This is a genomic window from Roseateles aquatilis, from assembly GCF_002205645.1.
GTDB lineage: Bacteria > Pseudomonadota > Gammaproteobacteria > Burkholderiales > Burkholderiaceae_C > Roseateles > Roseateles aquatilis.
Genome location: NZ_NIOF01000003.1, coordinates 385,234 through 399,886, shown reverse-complemented (window position 1 = coordinate 399,886; position 14,653 = coordinate 385,234). Strand labels below are relative to the sequence as shown.

At 69.9% G+C, this 14,653-nt stretch carries 11 protein-coding genes; 7 read left to right on the top strand and 4 right to left on the bottom strand.

Translation table 11 applies throughout. From position 1 onward, the window contains the following. Positions 1–135: 135 nt before the first annotated feature. Together nadA and CDN99_RS10085 are read left to right on the top strand one after the other, a co-directional pair. Positions 136–1,251 (top strand): quinolinate synthase NadA, encoded by a 1,116-nt coding sequence (gene nadA / locus CDN99_RS10090; RefSeq protein ID WP_088384715.1) that lies wholly within the window; start codon positions 136–138, stop codon positions 1,249–1,251. Positions 1,252–1,510: 259 nt separating this feature from the next. After that, positions 1,511–1,795: a late competence development ComFB family protein gene (locus CDN99_RS10085; protein WP_088384714.1), complete on the top strand. Its 285-nt coding sequence runs from the start codon at positions 1,511–1,513 to the stop codon at positions 1,793–1,795. Between the two features lie 48 nt (positions 1,796–1,843). Here CDN99_RS10085 and nadB read toward each other — a convergent pair whose 3' ends face one another. Further along, positions 1,844–3,469, bottom strand: a complete 1,626-nt coding sequence (gene nadB / locus CDN99_RS10080) for an L-aspartate oxidase (protein ID WP_088384848.1) — start codon at positions 3,467–3,469, stop codon at positions 1,844–1,846. A gap of 174 nt (positions 3,470–3,643) precedes the next feature. Between nadB and CDN99_RS10075 the strand changes: the two genes are divergently transcribed. From CDN99_RS10075 to CDN99_RS10055, 5 genes are all read left to right on the top strand, one after another. After that, entirely contained in the window at positions 3,644–5,665 is a 2,022-nt protein-coding gene (locus CDN99_RS10075; RefSeq protein ID WP_158218807.1) for an acyltransferase family protein, read from the top strand. 213 nt (positions 5,666–5,878) lie between these two features. Continuing rightward, positions 5,879–7,156 (top strand): beta-barrel domain-containing protein, encoded by a 1,278-nt coding sequence (locus tag CDN99_RS10070; protein ID WP_088384712.1) that lies wholly within the window; start codon positions 5,879–5,881, stop codon positions 7,154–7,156. A gap of 70 nt (positions 7,157–7,226) precedes the next feature. After that, positions 7,227–7,580 (top strand): hypothetical protein, encoded by a 354-nt coding sequence (locus CDN99_RS10065; RefSeq protein ID WP_141100731.1) that lies wholly within the window; start codon positions 7,227–7,229, stop codon positions 7,578–7,580. Between the two features lie 83 nt (positions 7,581–7,663). Beyond that, positions 7,664–8,515: a TraB/GumN family protein gene (locus tag CDN99_RS10060; protein ID WP_158218806.1), complete on the top strand. Its 852-nt coding sequence runs from the start codon at positions 7,664–7,666 to the stop codon at positions 8,513–8,515. Further along, positions 8,512–10,638: a peptidase domain-containing ABC transporter gene (locus tag CDN99_RS10055; protein ID WP_088384709.1), complete on the top strand. Its 2,127-nt coding sequence runs from the start codon at positions 8,512–8,514 to the stop codon at positions 10,636–10,638. Before CDN99_RS10060 ends, CDN99_RS10055 begins: the two co-directional genes overlap by 4 nt. Positions 10,639–10,649: 11 nt before the next feature. Here CDN99_RS10055 and CDN99_RS10050 read toward each other — a convergent pair whose 3' ends face one another. From CDN99_RS10050 to CDN99_RS10045, 3 genes are all read right to left on the bottom strand, one after another. After that, a complete protein-coding gene (locus tag CDN99_RS10050; RefSeq protein ID WP_088384708.1) occupies positions 10,650–11,078 on the bottom strand; it encodes a response regulator in 429 nt (142 codons plus the stop codon). 188 nt (positions 11,079–11,266) lie between these two features. Next, positions 11,267–11,425, bottom strand: coding sequence for a hypothetical protein (locus tag CDN99_RS28650; RefSeq protein ID WP_158218805.1), 159 nt, complete (start codon positions 11,423–11,425; stop codon positions 11,267–11,269). 242 nt (positions 11,426–11,667) lie between these two features. After that, positions 11,668–14,601, bottom strand: a complete 2,934-nt coding sequence (locus tag CDN99_RS10045) for a hypothetical protein (protein WP_088384707.1) — start codon at positions 14,599–14,601, stop codon at positions 11,668–11,670. Between the last annotated feature and the right edge of the window lie 52 nt (positions 14,602–14,653).

Genomic DNA, 14,653 nt, shown 5'->3' with positions numbered 1-14,653 from the left:
CGCGGCAGGTCTCCCCGGGGACGGTCGCCGCGATCGCCGTCGCCATGCCCATGACGCCGTCATGAGGGCGCCCCGGGCGGCGGCGAATGGCCCGCACGGCGACGCCCCCTCTCGCCTTCCCTAGAATCGCGCCCCATGGAACAGGTTCTGTACGACTTCGCCCGCCAGGATGCGGAAGGCGCCACCTGCACCGCCCAAGCCTGGGCGAAGGTGCAGTCGCCGCTCACCCCCAGCCAGCGCCAGTCCCTCAAGCAACGCGCCGCCGAGCTGCTCAAGGCCAAGGGCGCGGTGCTGGTGGCCCACTACTACGTCGACGGGGACCTGCAGGACCTCGCGCAGGAAACCGGCGGCATCGTCTCCGACTCGCTGGAGATGGCGCGCTTCGGCCGCGACCACGCGGCGCGGACCCTGGTGGTGGCCGGCGTGCGTTTCATGGGCGAGAGCGCCAAGATCCTCAGCCCCGAGAAACGCGTGCTGATGCCGGACCTGGACGCGACCTGCTCGCTGGACCTGGGCTGCCCGGCCGACGACTTCGCCGCCTTCTGCGACGCGCATCCGGACCGGACCGTGGTCGTCTACGCCAACACCAGCGCCGCGGTGAAGGCGCGCGCGGACTGGATGGTGACGAGCTCCTGCGCGCTGGAGATCGTGGCCGACCTGAAGGCCCGCGGCGAGAAGATCCTGTGGGCGCCCGACCGCCACCTGGGCCGCTACATCCAGGAGCAGACCGGCGCCGACATGCTGATGTGGAACGGCGCCTGCATCGTCCACGACGAGTTCAAGGGCCTGGAGCTGGAGTTGCTGCGCGAGCGCCATCCCGACGCGATGATCCTGGTCCACCCGGAATCGCCGGCCGCCGTGGTGGCGCAGGCGGACGTGGTGGGATCGACCTCGGCGCTGATCAAGGCGGTGGTCGAGGGCAAGGCGCGCGAGTACATCGTCGCCACCGACAAGGGCATCCTGCACGCGATGCGCCAACTGGCGCCGGGCAAGGTGCTGATCGAGGCACCCACGGCCGGCGACAGCGCCACCTGCAAGAGCTGCGCGCACTGCCCGTGGATGGCGATGAACGGCCTGCAGGGCATCGTCGACTGCCTGGAACGCGGCACCGGCGAGATCTTCGTCGAGGAGCCCATCCGCGCGCAGGCGCTGTCCTGCATCGACCGCATGCTGGATTTCACCGCCGCGCTCAAGGCGAAGAAGGCCGCGCAGGCCGCCGGCGCGCTGGTGCCGGGCCTCGGCGCCGCCTGATCACCGCATCGCGCGGCGGCGGGGTCCTCGTTGGCCGATCGCTCATCGGCTGACCTCGATCCCCCCAGGGCTCGATCATCCGGTCGATGGACGGCTGACAGCTCGATCGCGGTTGGCCGGCGACCGTTCGCCGGGGCCGGCGCGACGCCCTTGCGCCCCCGTCTCCCCCCGCCCGAACGAGCGTCCGCGGGGGCTTTCCATTTGGTGCGGCGCGCGCCTATGCTGTGGCTCATTCCGCCTTGCCCAGGACGATGCCCTCATGGACTTCACCTCGCTCTACAACCATCACGAACGCGAAGTGTTCGCCGCGGTGATGGAGACCGCGCCGCAGTTTGCCGAGATCCACCGCGACCCCGAGCTGCTGGCCGACGTCGCCTGCGTCGCGCTGAACCGGCTGCCGCCGCGCTACATCCGCCACGCGGTGGATTACTCGTTCTACCTGACGGAGCAGGAGCGGCTCGACGTCGACGCCGCCATCAAGGAAGCGGTGGGTTACGCCTTCAACTTCGTGCAGGCGCGCAGCGTGCTGCGGGCCAAGCGCTGAGCGCCGAGCACGCGTTGCCGGCCCGACGGCCGACGCGCGATCGACGGATCAGCGCACGCCGCCGCGCGTATGGCCGTTGCGCACCAGCACCGTCGGCAGGCTGGCGGGCAGCGTGCGCGGATAGTCGCGGCTGTAGTGCAGGCCGCGGCTCTCGTGCCGCAGCAGCGCGGAGCGCACGATCAGCTCGGCGCAATCGACCAGGTTGCGCAACTCCAGCAGATCGCGGCTGACGCGGAAGTTGGCGTAGTAATCGTCGATCTCGGCGCGCAGCAGGTCGATGCGGTGCAGCGCGCGCTCCAGCCGCTTGGTCGTGCGCACGATGCCGACGTAGTTCCACATCAGCAGCCGCAGCTCGTCCCAGTTGTGGGCGATGACGACCTGCTCGTCGGCGTCCTCGACCTGGCTCTCGTCCCAGGCGGGCAGCGGGGCCGGCTCGGTGTCGGGCTGCGCCTGGATGTCCGTGGCGCAGGTGCGGCCGAGCACCACGCATTCCAGCAGGGAGTTGCTGGCCAGCCGGTTGGCGCCGTGCAGGCCGCTGTAGGCGGTCTCGCCGACGGTGTACAGGCCCGGCAGGTCGGCGCGGCCGTGCAGGTCCGACACCACGCCGCCGCAGGTGAAGTGCACCGCCGGCACGACCGGGATGGGCTCGCGCGCGATGTCGATGCCCAGCGCCAGGCAACGCGCGTGGATGGTCGGGAAGTGCTCCTTGAGAAAGTCCTCGCCGAGGTGGGTCGCATCCAGCCAGACGTGGTCCAGGCCGTGCTTCTTCATCTCGAAGTCGATCGCGCGCGCCACCACGTCGCGCGGCGCCAACTCCATGCGCTCGTCGTGCTGCGCCATGAAGCGCGTGCCGTCCGGCAGCTTCAGGTGGCCGCCCTCGCCGCGCAGCGCTTCGGTGATGAGGAAGCTACGCTCCTGCGGGTGGTACAGGCAGGTCGGGTGGAACTGGATGAACTCCATGTTGGCCACGCGGCAGCCCGCGCGCCACGCCATGGCGATGCCGTCGCCGGTGGAGGTGTCCGGATTGGTCGTGTAGCGGTAGACCTTGCCGGCGCCGCCAGTGGCCATCACCACGGCGCGCGCGGCGATCGCCTCGACGCGCCGCGCATCCATGTCCAGCGCGTAGATGCCGTAGCAGCGCGACGGCTCCTCGCGCTGCACGTGGCGGGAGGTGATCAGGTCCAGCGCCATCCAGCGCTGGCGCAGCTCGATGTTGGGATGCGCCGCGGCCTTGGCCAGCAGCGCGTCGTGGATGGCCTTGCCGGTGGCATCGGCGGCGTGGGCGATGCGGCGCACCGCGTGGCCGCCCTCGCGGGTCAGGTGCAGGCCCAGCGGGCCCTGCTCGTCCGGCGTGAAGGGCACGCCCTGGCCGACCAGCCAGGCCACGGCATCGGCACTGCGCTCGGCGATGAAGCGGGCGGTGGCCTCGTCCACCAGGCCCGCGCCGGCGTCCTGCGTGTCGCGGACATGGCTCTCGATGCTGTCGTCGGAGCCCAGCACGCCGACGATGCCGCCTTGTGCCCAGGCCGTGGCGGCCTCGCCCAGTTCACGCTTGGCCAGGACGATGACGGGGACGTCGTCGGCGAGGTGCAAGGCCACGGTCAATCCGGCCAGGCCGGCGCCCACGATCACCACGGGCGCGCGCGAGGCGGCGGTCCGAACAGCAGCTGTCATCGTCATCGCCCCGACATCGGGACGTCATCGCTTGGGAGGGGGCAATTCTAAGGAGGGAACCGGAACACGCGGTTTCGAGCGCGAGCGCCCGCGCCCTTTGAGCGCCCCCTGCGCGCCGTTTACCGGGATCGCCGATTGCTTCGCGCGCCCTCGATGCGATTCAACGAGGCATTCATGACGGCATCCCCGACCCGGCAGCCCGGCTACCGACACGACATCGACGGCCTGCGCTCGATCGCGGTGCTGAGCGTGGTGGCTTACCACTTCGGCCTGCCGCTGCCCGGCGGCTTCACCGGGGTCGACATCTTCTTCGTCATCTCCGGCTACCTGATCGGCAGCCACATCTACGGCGAGGCGCGCGAGGGCCGCTTCAGCTACGCGCGCTTCTACTACCGGCGCGCGCGCCGCATCGTGCCGGCGCTGATCGCGGTGCTGCTGTTCACGGGCGTGGCGATGGCGCTGCTGGCGTCGCCGCAGGAGTTCCACGACTTCGGGCGCGACGCCGTGGCCGCGGTGTTCTCGGTGTCCAACATCACGCTGTATCGCTCGATCGATTACTTCCGGCCGGCGGCCGAGATGAATCCGCTCCTGATGACCTGGTCGCTCGGGGTCGAGGAGCAGTTCTACCTGCTGGCCCCGGTGGTGCTGACGCTGGTGGCGCGGCTGCGCGCGTCGTGGCGCTTCGCGGCCGTGGCGGCGATCGCCGCCTTGTCGCTGCTGCTGGCGGTCTGGCAAATGCGGCACGACACGCAGGCCGCCTTTTACCTGCTGCCGCCGCGGGCCTGGGAACTGGGCGCGGGCGTGATGCTGGCGCTGTGGCGCGCGCACCATGCGGCGCCGATCGAGCGCCGGCACCGCCTGTCGACGGAGATCGCGGCCTGGCTCGGGCTGGCGCTGCTGATCGTGCCCATCGTCGCCTACGACCACGCGACGCGCTTCCCCGGCCTCACCGCCCTGCCGCCGGTGCTGGGCGCGGTGTTGCTGCTGCACACCGACGGCGCCTTCGTCAATCGGCGCCTGTTGAGCAACCCGGTGGCGACCTTCTTCGGGCTCATCTCGTATTCCCTGTACCTGTGGCATTGGCCGCTGATCAGCATGGCGCACCTGGTGCTGGAGACGGAGCCGCCGCTCGCCTGGCGCGTGCTGCTGGCGGCGCTGTCGGTCGCCCTGGCCTACGGCTCGTACCGCTGGATCGAGACCCCGTTCCGGCAATCGCCGACGCCGGTGCGGCGGTCGCTGTCGCGTTATGCGCTGGTGATGTCGGCTGCCGCGGCGGTGACCGGATCGGCCTACCTGGCCGGCGGCTATCCGCAGCGCTGGCCCGACGGTTTCGTCGCCCAGGCGGCCGGCGCCACGGCGACGCCCAGCCCCTGCCTGGCCAACTACGGCGTGACCGCGCCACGGCTCTCCGGCGACTGCGTGGCCACCGGCGGCCAGCCGTCCCTGGCGCTGGTGGGCGACAGCCACGCCAGCGCGATGAGCCCGGCGATGCGGGCGCTGGCCGGCTCCGCGAGCCTGGGCTACGAAGAACTGACCAAGTCCTCCTGCCCCTTCCTGCAGGCGGTGAGCCGGGCGATGACCCGTTTCCCGCAACACGCCGACGAATGCGCGGCCTTCAACCGCCAGGTGATGGACCGGCTGCTGGCCCGGCCGGAGATCCGCGTGGTCGTGATCGGCGGCTTCTGGCGGGTCGGCCTGACGGACGACGGGCCCTATGCCTCGATGACGGGGGCGGCGGGCACGCCCCCCGAGCACCTGCGGCAGGGCCTGGCCGCATCGGTCGAACCACTGGTGCGCGCGGGCAAGCGGGTGGTGGTGCTCGGCGACGTGCCCTACTTCGCCTTCATGCCGATCAAGCGCGTGGCCGCTTGCGGCAACCCTCTGCGCGCCGCATTGAACGGCCTGCCGGACCACGACCGCGCCTGCGAGTACGGAACGGCCGCCAGCATGATCGAGGACCCCATCGGCGAGGTGATCGTGCGTGACGTGGCACGCCGCGGCGGCGCCACCTACCTCGATCCGCGCCAGGGGCTGTGCGACGGCGAGGGCTGCCGATTCGCGGCGCGGGCCCGGATGCTGTACGTCGATCAGCAGCACCTGTCCGCCGCGGGCGCGGCGATGGCGGCGGCACCGATGGCGCCGTGGCTGACCGGGCGCATCGACCGGCCGATGGCCATGCTGGCGCCGGACGGCTGAGCGTCGCCCGCCGCCCTCACGCCCGCCGTCAGGCCTCCGGCAGCGACGCCACGCAAGGAATGACCAGTTCCGACACCGCCATTTGCTGGATATTCGAAGAATATCGGGACACAAACAGACTAGGCATTACCACGGGCTAGCAGATACCGCCGCGCGCTCATTATTCTGCGGGCAGACAAATCCTCGACGCGGTCGAGTTGTTTGAGCCCCGACATGAGCGACCTCTTTCGCCCCGAAGTATTGAACAGCGCGCCCCGGAGTTATTTCGGAAGCGCCCGGCTGGGTCATCAACCGCTGCTGTCCGCGATCACCGTGGCGGTGGCGCTGGTGGGGTTTCTGCTGCTCACCTTCGTTTGCGTTGGAGAAATCCCCAGAAAGGTCAAGGTATCCGGATTGATTGCCCCGTCCCTGGGGAATCTGCCCCTGGTCGCCAACGCGACGGGAGTCATCCGGGAGGTCAGAATCACCGAGGGCGAAGAAACACGCGGCGGGAATATCCTTGTCGTCATCGCTACCGGCAGAAGCACGGGCCACGGCCCGACCGGGAATCTCGTCGCCCAGGGCATCAGCGCGCGAAGAAAGGCCGTCGAGTCTGAATCGACGACCCGAGACCACCAGGCGGCGCACAAGATCGAGGCGCTGTCCCGGCGGACGAAGCATCTGCAGCGCGAGATTCGGGAAAGCGACGAAGAATCCGACCTCCTGACGCGCCGGATCAGCCTGGCGAAACGTACCGTCGACCGTTATGAAGCGCTGGCGGACGAGGGTTTCGTCTCGACCCTCCAGGTTCAGCGGCATCACGAAGACCTGATGGAGTTGCAAGGTCGCCTGCACGCCGCCCGGAAAAGCAGGTCCGTCCTGGAACGCGAAGTCCTGGACATGGCGGCGGAGATCGCCAGCACCGAGGCGCAACGCACGGCCGAGGCCTGGCAGCTCCGGCGCCAGCAGGCGGCCTTGCAACAGGAATCCGTCGAGAACGAAGAGCGCCGCGAGATCGTGATCGCCGCGCCAGGCGACGCCACCGTCACCGCCCTGACTGCCAAGGTCGGGCAGGTGGTGCAGGAGGGACAGCCCCTGATGACACTGGTGCCCAGGGACAGCCGGACGGCCGGGCGCCTCGAGGCCGAGCTCTTCGCCCCCAGCCGCGCGATCGGTTTCGTCGCGCCCGGGCAGTTGGTCCTGCTCCGGCTGGCGGCCTTCCCCTATCAGAAGTTCGGTTTGCAACGCGGCCGGGTCACCGCGATCAGCCGAACGCCGCTGGGCGCCCAGGAGTTGCCGAGTGGACAGGCGGCCTCCCTGCTGCAGGCGGCGCAAACCAGCGAGCCGCTGTATCGGATCAAGGTCGCGCTCGATGCCGAATCCATCCGGGCTTACGGCCGGGACGTGATGCTGAAACCCGGCATGGTGCTGGAGGCGGATATTCATCAGGAACGCCGCACCATTCTCGAATGGCTCTTCGAACCGCTGATCGCGGTGGGCCGCAGGATTTGAATGACATCCATGTTTTTCAAGCGTCGTGGCTGAACGCAGGTGAATCAGCCGTTTTTATCCAGAGGACGATATGGCGATCAGGACTTTGTCGATCAATGAAATCAAGCAGGTCAGCGGCGGTAACGCCGGCATTCTGCTGGGATTCACCCGGGGCTGCGTCAACGGCGGGCTGGCCGGCCTGGGCGCGGCCCCCTCGGGCTACAAATGGGAAGGCGCAGGCGCGGGTTGTCTGGCCGGCGGCGCGGTGGGCATGGCCAAGGGCAGCTCCGAGGCGCAATCCCTGGCCGGCCTGCTGGCGGGGTCGGGTTTCGGCTCCTCGGCGGGATTTTCCCGTTATGCGGGCTCGTCGAATGATCCGTCGGCGCCCAATTACGAGAACTCGATGGACCGGATGAGTTCCGCCCGCCGCATGAGCAGCGTCTGACGGGTATGAGCGCGGCGCTCGCAAGGGCGCCGCTTCTTTTTGATCCAACGGAATAACACATGATCAACGTCCGCGGTCGATTCATGGTCGGCGCCTTGTTTTGCGGGCTCTCCCTCGCGGGCATCGACGCCGCCGCGCAACCCGCCTGGCAATTGGAACGGGACGGCCACCACATCCTGCTGGTCGGCACCCAGTGGCTGGGCCAGTCGTCGGATCAGCTCGATCCCGAAGTCCAGGCCCGGGTCGGGCAGGCGCGCCTCCTGCTGGTTCAGACCGACGACGGACAACTGGACGGCCCCGCCGTCCCGCTGCCCGACCCACGAGCCGATCCACGGACGCTGGCGGCTCTCGTTCGCGCGTGCGACCGTTGGGATCCGCGCGATGAAGCCGAGACGGGCGCGAGAGGCGTCCTGGGCGGTCTCGCCTGCTGCATCGAGGCGCACGGCGCAACCTTGGGCCTCCTGCCGCGCCACGGCACGCGGGACCTGGTCCTCGCCGCCTTCCGGGCGCACGGCCATCACGCGGTGGAAGGCCTGGAAACGGTGGCTTCCGGCCTGTTGCACGTCGACAGCATCCCCTTCGCGGAAGCCGTGCGCGAAGTCGAGCAACACCGCCCGACCGCCGCGTCGATCGCGGCGGACCGGACCCAACTGCGGCGGGCGAGCCGGTCGTCGACCGATGACGCGCTGGCGGCGCTGGTGCTGGCGGATCAGATCGATCCCACGGCCAGCCCGGTCTGGGCGGCCATGAACGCCGCGCGCGCGACGGCCTTCCTCGCGCGCATCCTGCAAGCCAGCGGCAGGACGACGGCGCTCGCCGTGGCGCTGGACGTCGCGCACCTGTTCGGGCCCAACGGCCTGCTGAAGCAACTCGAAGCAGTGGGCTTCCGCGTGACGCGCATCCCGCCCCCCTCGTCGGAAGCCGACAGCGAATGAAGACCCAACTGCAGAGCGAGGCCGCCGAATGCGGTCTCGCCTGTCTCGCGACGGTGGGCCGCCTGCTGGGCCATGGCGACGACCTGGTGTCGTTGCGACGGCGCTTTCCTCCCAGCGCTCGCGGCACCGACCTCTCGCAGCTGATGGAGATCGCCTCCGCGATGGGCTTGTGCCCGCGCCCCGCCCGGGCGGAACTCGACGATCTCGGCGATCTGCGTTTGCCCTGCATCCTTCATTGGAAGCTCGACCACTTCGTCGTGCTGCGCAAGGTACGGCGCGGGCGCTTCCTTGTCGCCGACCCGGCGGTGGGGGACCGTGTCCTGTCCCGCGCCGAGATGTCAGCCGGCTTCACCGGCGTGGCCCTGGAGCTGACCCCGACCTCCGACTTCCAGGTCGAGCCGCCGGCGCCCCGCTTCGCCTGGCGCAAGTTGCTGCGCCAGGCCCACGGCCTGCCGCTGGCGATGACGCGGATCTTCATCGTCGCGGTGGTGCTGGAAGGCTTCGCGGTGCTGGCGCCGCTGCTCCAGCAACTGGTGATCGACGACGTGCTGGTGTCGGGCGACGCCGAGCTGCTCACCGTCCTCATCCTCGGCTTCACCCTGATGCTGCTGCTGCAGAGCGCATTGGGGCTGGCGCGGTCCTGGATGGTGATCGTGCTCGGGCAAAGCCTGTCGCTGCAATGGACCACCAACGTCTTCGCCCGGCTGATCCGTCTGCCCCTGGACTTCTTCGAGCGGCGCCACCTCGGCGACATTGCCTCGAAGTTCGACTCCACCACGGCCGTCCAGCGCGTGCTGACGCAGGGCGCGGTGGAGGCGCTGCTGGACGGGCTGATGGCCGCGGTGGCACTGGGCCTGATGGTGGGCTACTCGTTGCCGCTCACCGGCGTGGTGATGGCGGCCGTGGCGATCTATGCGCTGTTGCGCCGGGTGACCTACGGGGCGTATCGGGACGCGGCGGCCGAACGCCTGGTCGTTGCCGCGCGTGAGTCCGGCTACTTCCTCGAAACCTTGCGCGCGATGACGCCGCTGAAGCTGTTCGGCCGCGAATCGCAGCGGCAGGGTCGGTGGCAGAACCTGGTCGTGGACGTCCAGAACCGGGACCTCCGGACGGCGCGCCTGAACACGGGCTTCGGCATCGCCAGCACGCTGATCTTCGGCCTGGAGAACCTGCTGGTGCTGTGGCTGGGCGCGCGGCTGATCCTCGCGCAGGGGCGCGCCGACGCGACCCCGTTCACGATCGGCATGCTGTTCGCGTTCATCGCCTACAAGACCCAGTTCACGTCCCGTGCGAGCGCGTTGATCGGCTTCATCGTCGACTGGAAGGCCATGTCCGTCCATACCGAACGTCTGGCGGACATCGTGCTGGCGCCGTCCGACGCCGATGACGTACCGCCGACGGACCTCGCCCACCTGCCGCCCCGCATCGAGCTGCGCCGCGTCAGCTTCCGGTACTCGGAGAGCGATCCGTGGATCCTGAAGGATGTCTCGCTCTCGATCGAGGCCGGCCGGCATGTCGCCCTCACGGGCGCCAGCGGATCCGGCAAAAGCACGCTGCTGAAGATCGCGCTGGGACTGCTCGCGCCGACCGAGGGCGAGGTGCTCTATGGCGGCGTGCCGATCCGGCGATTGGGTGTCGCCAATGTGCGGCGATGCATCGGCACGGTGATGCAGGCGGACGCGCTGCTGAGCGGCTCCATCGCCGAGAACATCTGCTTCTTCGAATCGGCGCCGTCGCTGCCCGACATCGAAGCGGCGGCGCGCGCGGCGCGACTGCATGAGGACATCGTCCGCATGCCGATGGCCTATGCCTCGCTGATCGGCGATCTGGGCGCGGGTCTGTCCGGTGGACAGCGACAGCGGCTGCTGCTGGCGCGTTGCCTCTACAAGCGGCCGCGGGTGATCGCCCTGGACGAAGCCACCAGCGAGCTGGACCTCGCGAACGAACGCGCCATCGCCACGGCGCTGCGCCGGATGCGCGTCACCCGCATCACGATCGCCCATCGGCCGGAGACGGTGGCCGGCGCGGATCGGGCGATCGAGCTTCGATCAGGCGCGCTGCATGAGCGCCACGCGCCGCGGGTCGGCCTCCCGCCCCGGCCGCCGACCCTCACGCCGGCATGATGGCGCCGCGATCATCGAAGCGCCGAGGTGTCGGAAGCGTCCGGCGCCGTCGACGTGCCCGCGACACCCGACGTCCTCGATGCCTCCGACAGCGCGCGCAAATCGTCCAGCAACTTGGCCTGCTCATGCGCCTTGTCGTAGAACCCGTCGGCACCGTGGCGCTCGCAAAGGGACTGGTAGAAGTCGGGGTCCCGGCCGCTGAGCACGAAGAGCTTGCCCGCGAAGCCCGCTTGCCGCGCGCGTCGCAGCACATGCATGCCGGAACCCGTCTGCAGGTTCAGATCGACCAGCACCACGTCGGGCGACAAGGTGCCGATGGCGTCGACCGCCTCGTCCTCGCTGACCGCGTGGCCGACGACGGACACGAACGGGACGTCCGCGAACAGGCGAACGAACTGGTTGCGGATGTACTCGGAATCCTCGACGAGCAAAACACGCATGCCCTCTCCCTGACAACCAGGCCACGCTGGCGATGGCCCATTCTGGCGCGCGATCGAATCACCCGCGAAGCTCAGGGGTGTCGGGTTGGCAACCGAGCGTATCCGTCAGGCCAGGCGGGAAGAATGCGCGCAGCGGCGAGAGGAACGTGGTCGGGCACGCGGCGAAAACGCGGGCCGGGAGCGCGCCTTCAGACCAGCGCCGCGATCACCGTGCAGACGCTGCCGACACCGGCCGCGGAGGCCAGGAAGGTGACGTCACGCCGCTCCGTGTCGCCCTTCCAGGCCATCAGCGCGACGATGCCAAGCGTCGCGGTAAAAAGAAGGCCGGCGATGACGGGGGTGCTCATGTCGGGGACGCTCTTGTGCGGTGGATTGAACGAAGCCTCGCAGTGTGGGTGTCGGGCGAACTCCGCTCAAGGCTGAAGTTCCACCCGGCCGCTTCGGCTTTGCCGCACTGGCCACGTCGCCACCGCATCACCGCATCGCCGGATCACCGGATCACCGGATCACCGGATCACCGGATCGCCGGATCGCCGGATCACCGGATCGCTGCGTCGATGAACGGTGAGCGACAGGCCCGACGGACACGTCAAGCCCGTCGGGCCTGCACCGCCGGCTCCGCATGGGTCTTGAGCGCGGCCTGCCAGGCGGCGTGCGCGGCCTCCAGCCGGGACCGGGCGTCGGACAGTTGCGCCGCCAGCACCTTGCTGGCCGGCTTGGCCCCCAACGCCCTCGCATGCGCTCGTGACTTGGTCAGCACGCCATGGATCGAGTTGGCGACGATCTGCGCCGACCGGTCGCCCCGGCTGCGCTCCAGCATGGCCGACGCCCAATTCATCCACGGCACCATGACCTGCGCATGCGCCAGGTCCAGCGTCCCCAGCGCCACGAACGCGGCCGAGGCCGGGGTGTACGCGGATCGCTCGGCACCGAGGTCCTTGATGCACTCGCTGAGGTAGGCCGGCAGCTCGGGGGACTTGGCCTTCTTCATCCAGCTGATGAGCGCGGTGCGGACGGTGTGACCGGCGGCGTGGCCCGTCAGCCAGATCCGGATCGTCGGCAGGCGCTTCTGGATCGAGGCCGAATCGGCATTGGTCAGCAGCCAGGTGATCAGGCCGGAATTGACGCCGCCGTCGGCGCGCTCGTCGATGATCGCCCAGAGGCGATCGATGAAGCGCGCATGCAGGGCCTTGTCTTCCTTCAGCAGCAATCCGAACGAGATGGCGCGGCCCGCGGCGATGGAGAAATCGGCGGACTCCAGCAGGCTGCTCAGGTGGGCGCGGTCCGGCGTCTCCAGCCGCGGGATCGCGAGGGCGCCGAGCGCCAGCTCCGCCAGCCAGCTCTGCGCGTCGAACAGCGCGACCCGGCGCCTGAGCGTCTCCCGGAGCTGGTCGGCGATCGGCACGCCGCCGTGCTTGCATTGCAGGATCAGGCTGAACAGGTTGCGCGTCTCGATCGCATGGGCCGGCGCCTCGGACCAGGCGGTGGCGATCTCGCCCATCAGCGCCAGGAAAGCCGGCATGCGCGACGACGGCTCCTGGCGGGCGTGCACATGCAGCGCCGCCAGCGCGCTGCCCAGCATGCGGGCACTGCCCGCCGCCTTGACGGAGGCCTCGGCGATCGGCTTCTCCAGTTGCCAGGCGTCGGCCGGACGGCAGGCCCACGCCACCTCCGCCACCCGCGCGTGCATGGACGACACGCCGGCCCAGTTGCGTCCCAGCTTGCGATCCGGCTCATGCGTCTGGAAGATGCTCCAGCCCTGCGCGTTCTTCAGATGCAGCAGCGCTTCGCCGATGGCGTCGTCCGGCGCCGCGCGCGCCTCCAGGAAGGACTCCAGCAGCGGCAGCGGACACACCGCATAGGCGCGGTGGAAATAGACGACGAGCATGAACGCGGCGACCTGCCAGTCGAGCTCCCGGCCCAGCGCGCGCCGCGGAATCTCCGCGCCGCCGTTGAGCGTGCGCCAGATGCCGCGCACGATCGCGTCGAAGGATTCGCCGGAGCTCGCCTCCATCGCCAGGACCAGCAGGTCTTCCTCCGAGGCCATCAGCCACTCGTGCCGCTGCGGGTAGATCCGCGCCAGCGCCAGACGCTCCGCCTCGTCCGGCCGGATGACCTTGTGGCGCGGGCGCTCGGCGATGTTCTGCAGGGCGTGTTCACTGTTCTCGAGCAGCAGGTCCGGCGTGGCGGCCAGCACCACGATGGCCGACGCCTTCCGGCCCAGTTCCGCCAGCACGTCGGGCCAGCCGCTGCCGGCGCCGAAGGGGTCGTCCAGCAGCAGCAACAGCGGGCGCTCGTCGTTGGCCAGGGCGCGGATGGCATCGGCGAGCGCGCTCGCCTGATCGCCCTCCTTCGCGAGGCTGAAGCGCGCGTCGACCACCAGGCACGCGCCCTCCAGCGTCAGCACCGCCGCGGCGCGAAGGGCGAGCGTGCTCTTGCCGGTGCCCGGCGCGCCGACCAACCACTGCACGCGCAGGCGGCCCTCCCGGCTGCGGCTGTCGACCAGCGCCGCGCGCAGTTGATCGACCAGCGCCGTCGTGACGCTGCGCTCGAAGAATCCATTGCCCGCGCTACCGCCGCCGACGACGTCGCTCCATTCCGGCCGACGCGCCACGAACCAGGCCATGCTGGCACGCTGCTGGAGTTCAAGCAGCCGCGTGCGGTCGATGAGCTCCAGCGGCGTGCCGCTGTCGTTGAGCCGCGGCGCGAAGGGATACAGCCGGTCGGCGACGTGGTGCGGCAGGATGTGCTGCGGCGCCTGGTCGACGCGCGCGATCGTGTCGTCCCCTTGCGGCGCACCGATGGGCATGACGGACAGCAGCGCGCGCAGGCCCTGCAGCGCGGCGTCGATGACGTCCTGGCCGCGCAGCAGGCTCGGCCGGGCGGTGGCGAGTTCCTTGACGGCCTCGTGCTCGGCGAAACGTCGGTCGGGCGCGTCGCGGGTCGGCTCGTTGGGGATGTACAGCACGCGCGTGGCGGACCACAACGCGTCGAAGAGCGCATCGTGTCCCGCCGCGTCGGCGTCGTCCTGCCATCTGGCGCGATCCGCGCGGTCGCCGGGCACGGTCGTCAGGGCGGCCAGGAAGTGCGCGCGCGTGTCCTCGCGCCGGTCGGGCGCCAGCGCCTCCGCGTTGCGGGCATGGGCCTTGTAGGCGGGGTCGGCGGTCACCAGCCGGAACGACAGCCGGTGGCGCTGGTCGGGGGCCGTCCACAACCACTTCGGCGCGAAACCCAGCAGCAGCTCGGCCAGCTTGGACGCCGTGGACCATTGCTCGCCGAGCTTGCACTGCCAGAGCACGATGCGGCCCTGGCGGTCGATCTCGTCGATGTCCTCGGCCCATTCGTAGCGCAGCCGCGCGGGCACGTGCTCGTCGACCAGGGACACTGCCCGCCCCAGCACCATCGACGTCAGCCGCAGCACCGCGAAGGCGCGCTGGTATTCGAAGCCGTTCAGCGCGATGCGGCCGCCGCGCGTGGCGGCCAGTTCCCGCAGCTTCTTCTCGTCGATCCCGAACGCTTCCACGTGTGGCCTCCCAGCCCTCCAAAAACAGCTGGGAGTCTAGGGGAAGGCGGAC

What these genes read in the sequence shown, in the direction of transcription:
- nadA (WP_088384715.1), top strand. Translation starts at nt 136, where the DNA reads ATGGAACAGGTTCTGTACGACTTCGCCCGCCAGGATGCGGAAGGCGCC.
- CDN99_RS10085 (WP_088384714.1), top strand. Translation starts at nt 1,511, where the DNA reads ATGGACTTCACCTCGCTCTACAACCATCACGAACGCGAAGTGTTCGCC.
- nadB (WP_088384848.1), bottom strand. Translation starts at nt 3,469, where the DNA reads ATGACAGCTGCTGTTCGGACCGCCGCCTCGCGCGCGCCCGTGGTGATC.
- CDN99_RS10075 (WP_158218807.1), top strand. Translation starts at nt 3,644, where the DNA reads ATGACGGCATCCCCGACCCGGCAGCCCGGCTACCGACACGACATCGAC.
- CDN99_RS10070 (WP_088384712.1), top strand. Translation starts at nt 5,879, where the DNA reads ATGAGCGACCTCTTTCGCCCCGAAGTATTGAACAGCGCGCCCCGGAGT.
- CDN99_RS10065 (WP_141100731.1), top strand. Translation starts at nt 7,227, where the DNA reads ATGGCGATCAGGACTTTGTCGATCAATGAAATCAAGCAGGTCAGCGGC.
- CDN99_RS10060 (WP_158218806.1), top strand. Translation starts at nt 7,664, where the DNA reads ATGGTCGGCGCCTTGTTTTGCGGGCTCTCCCTCGCGGGCATCGACGCC.
- CDN99_RS10055 (WP_088384709.1), top strand. Translation starts at nt 8,512, where the DNA reads ATGAAGACCCAACTGCAGAGCGAGGCCGCCGAATGCGGTCTCGCCTGT.
- CDN99_RS10050 (WP_088384708.1), bottom strand. Translation starts at nt 11,078, where the DNA reads ATGCGTGTTTTGCTCGTCGAGGATTCCGAGTACATCCGCAACCAGTTC.
- CDN99_RS28650 (WP_158218805.1), bottom strand. Translation starts at nt 11,425, where the DNA reads ATGAGCACCCCCGTCATCGCCGGCCTTCTTTTTACCGCGACGCTTGGC.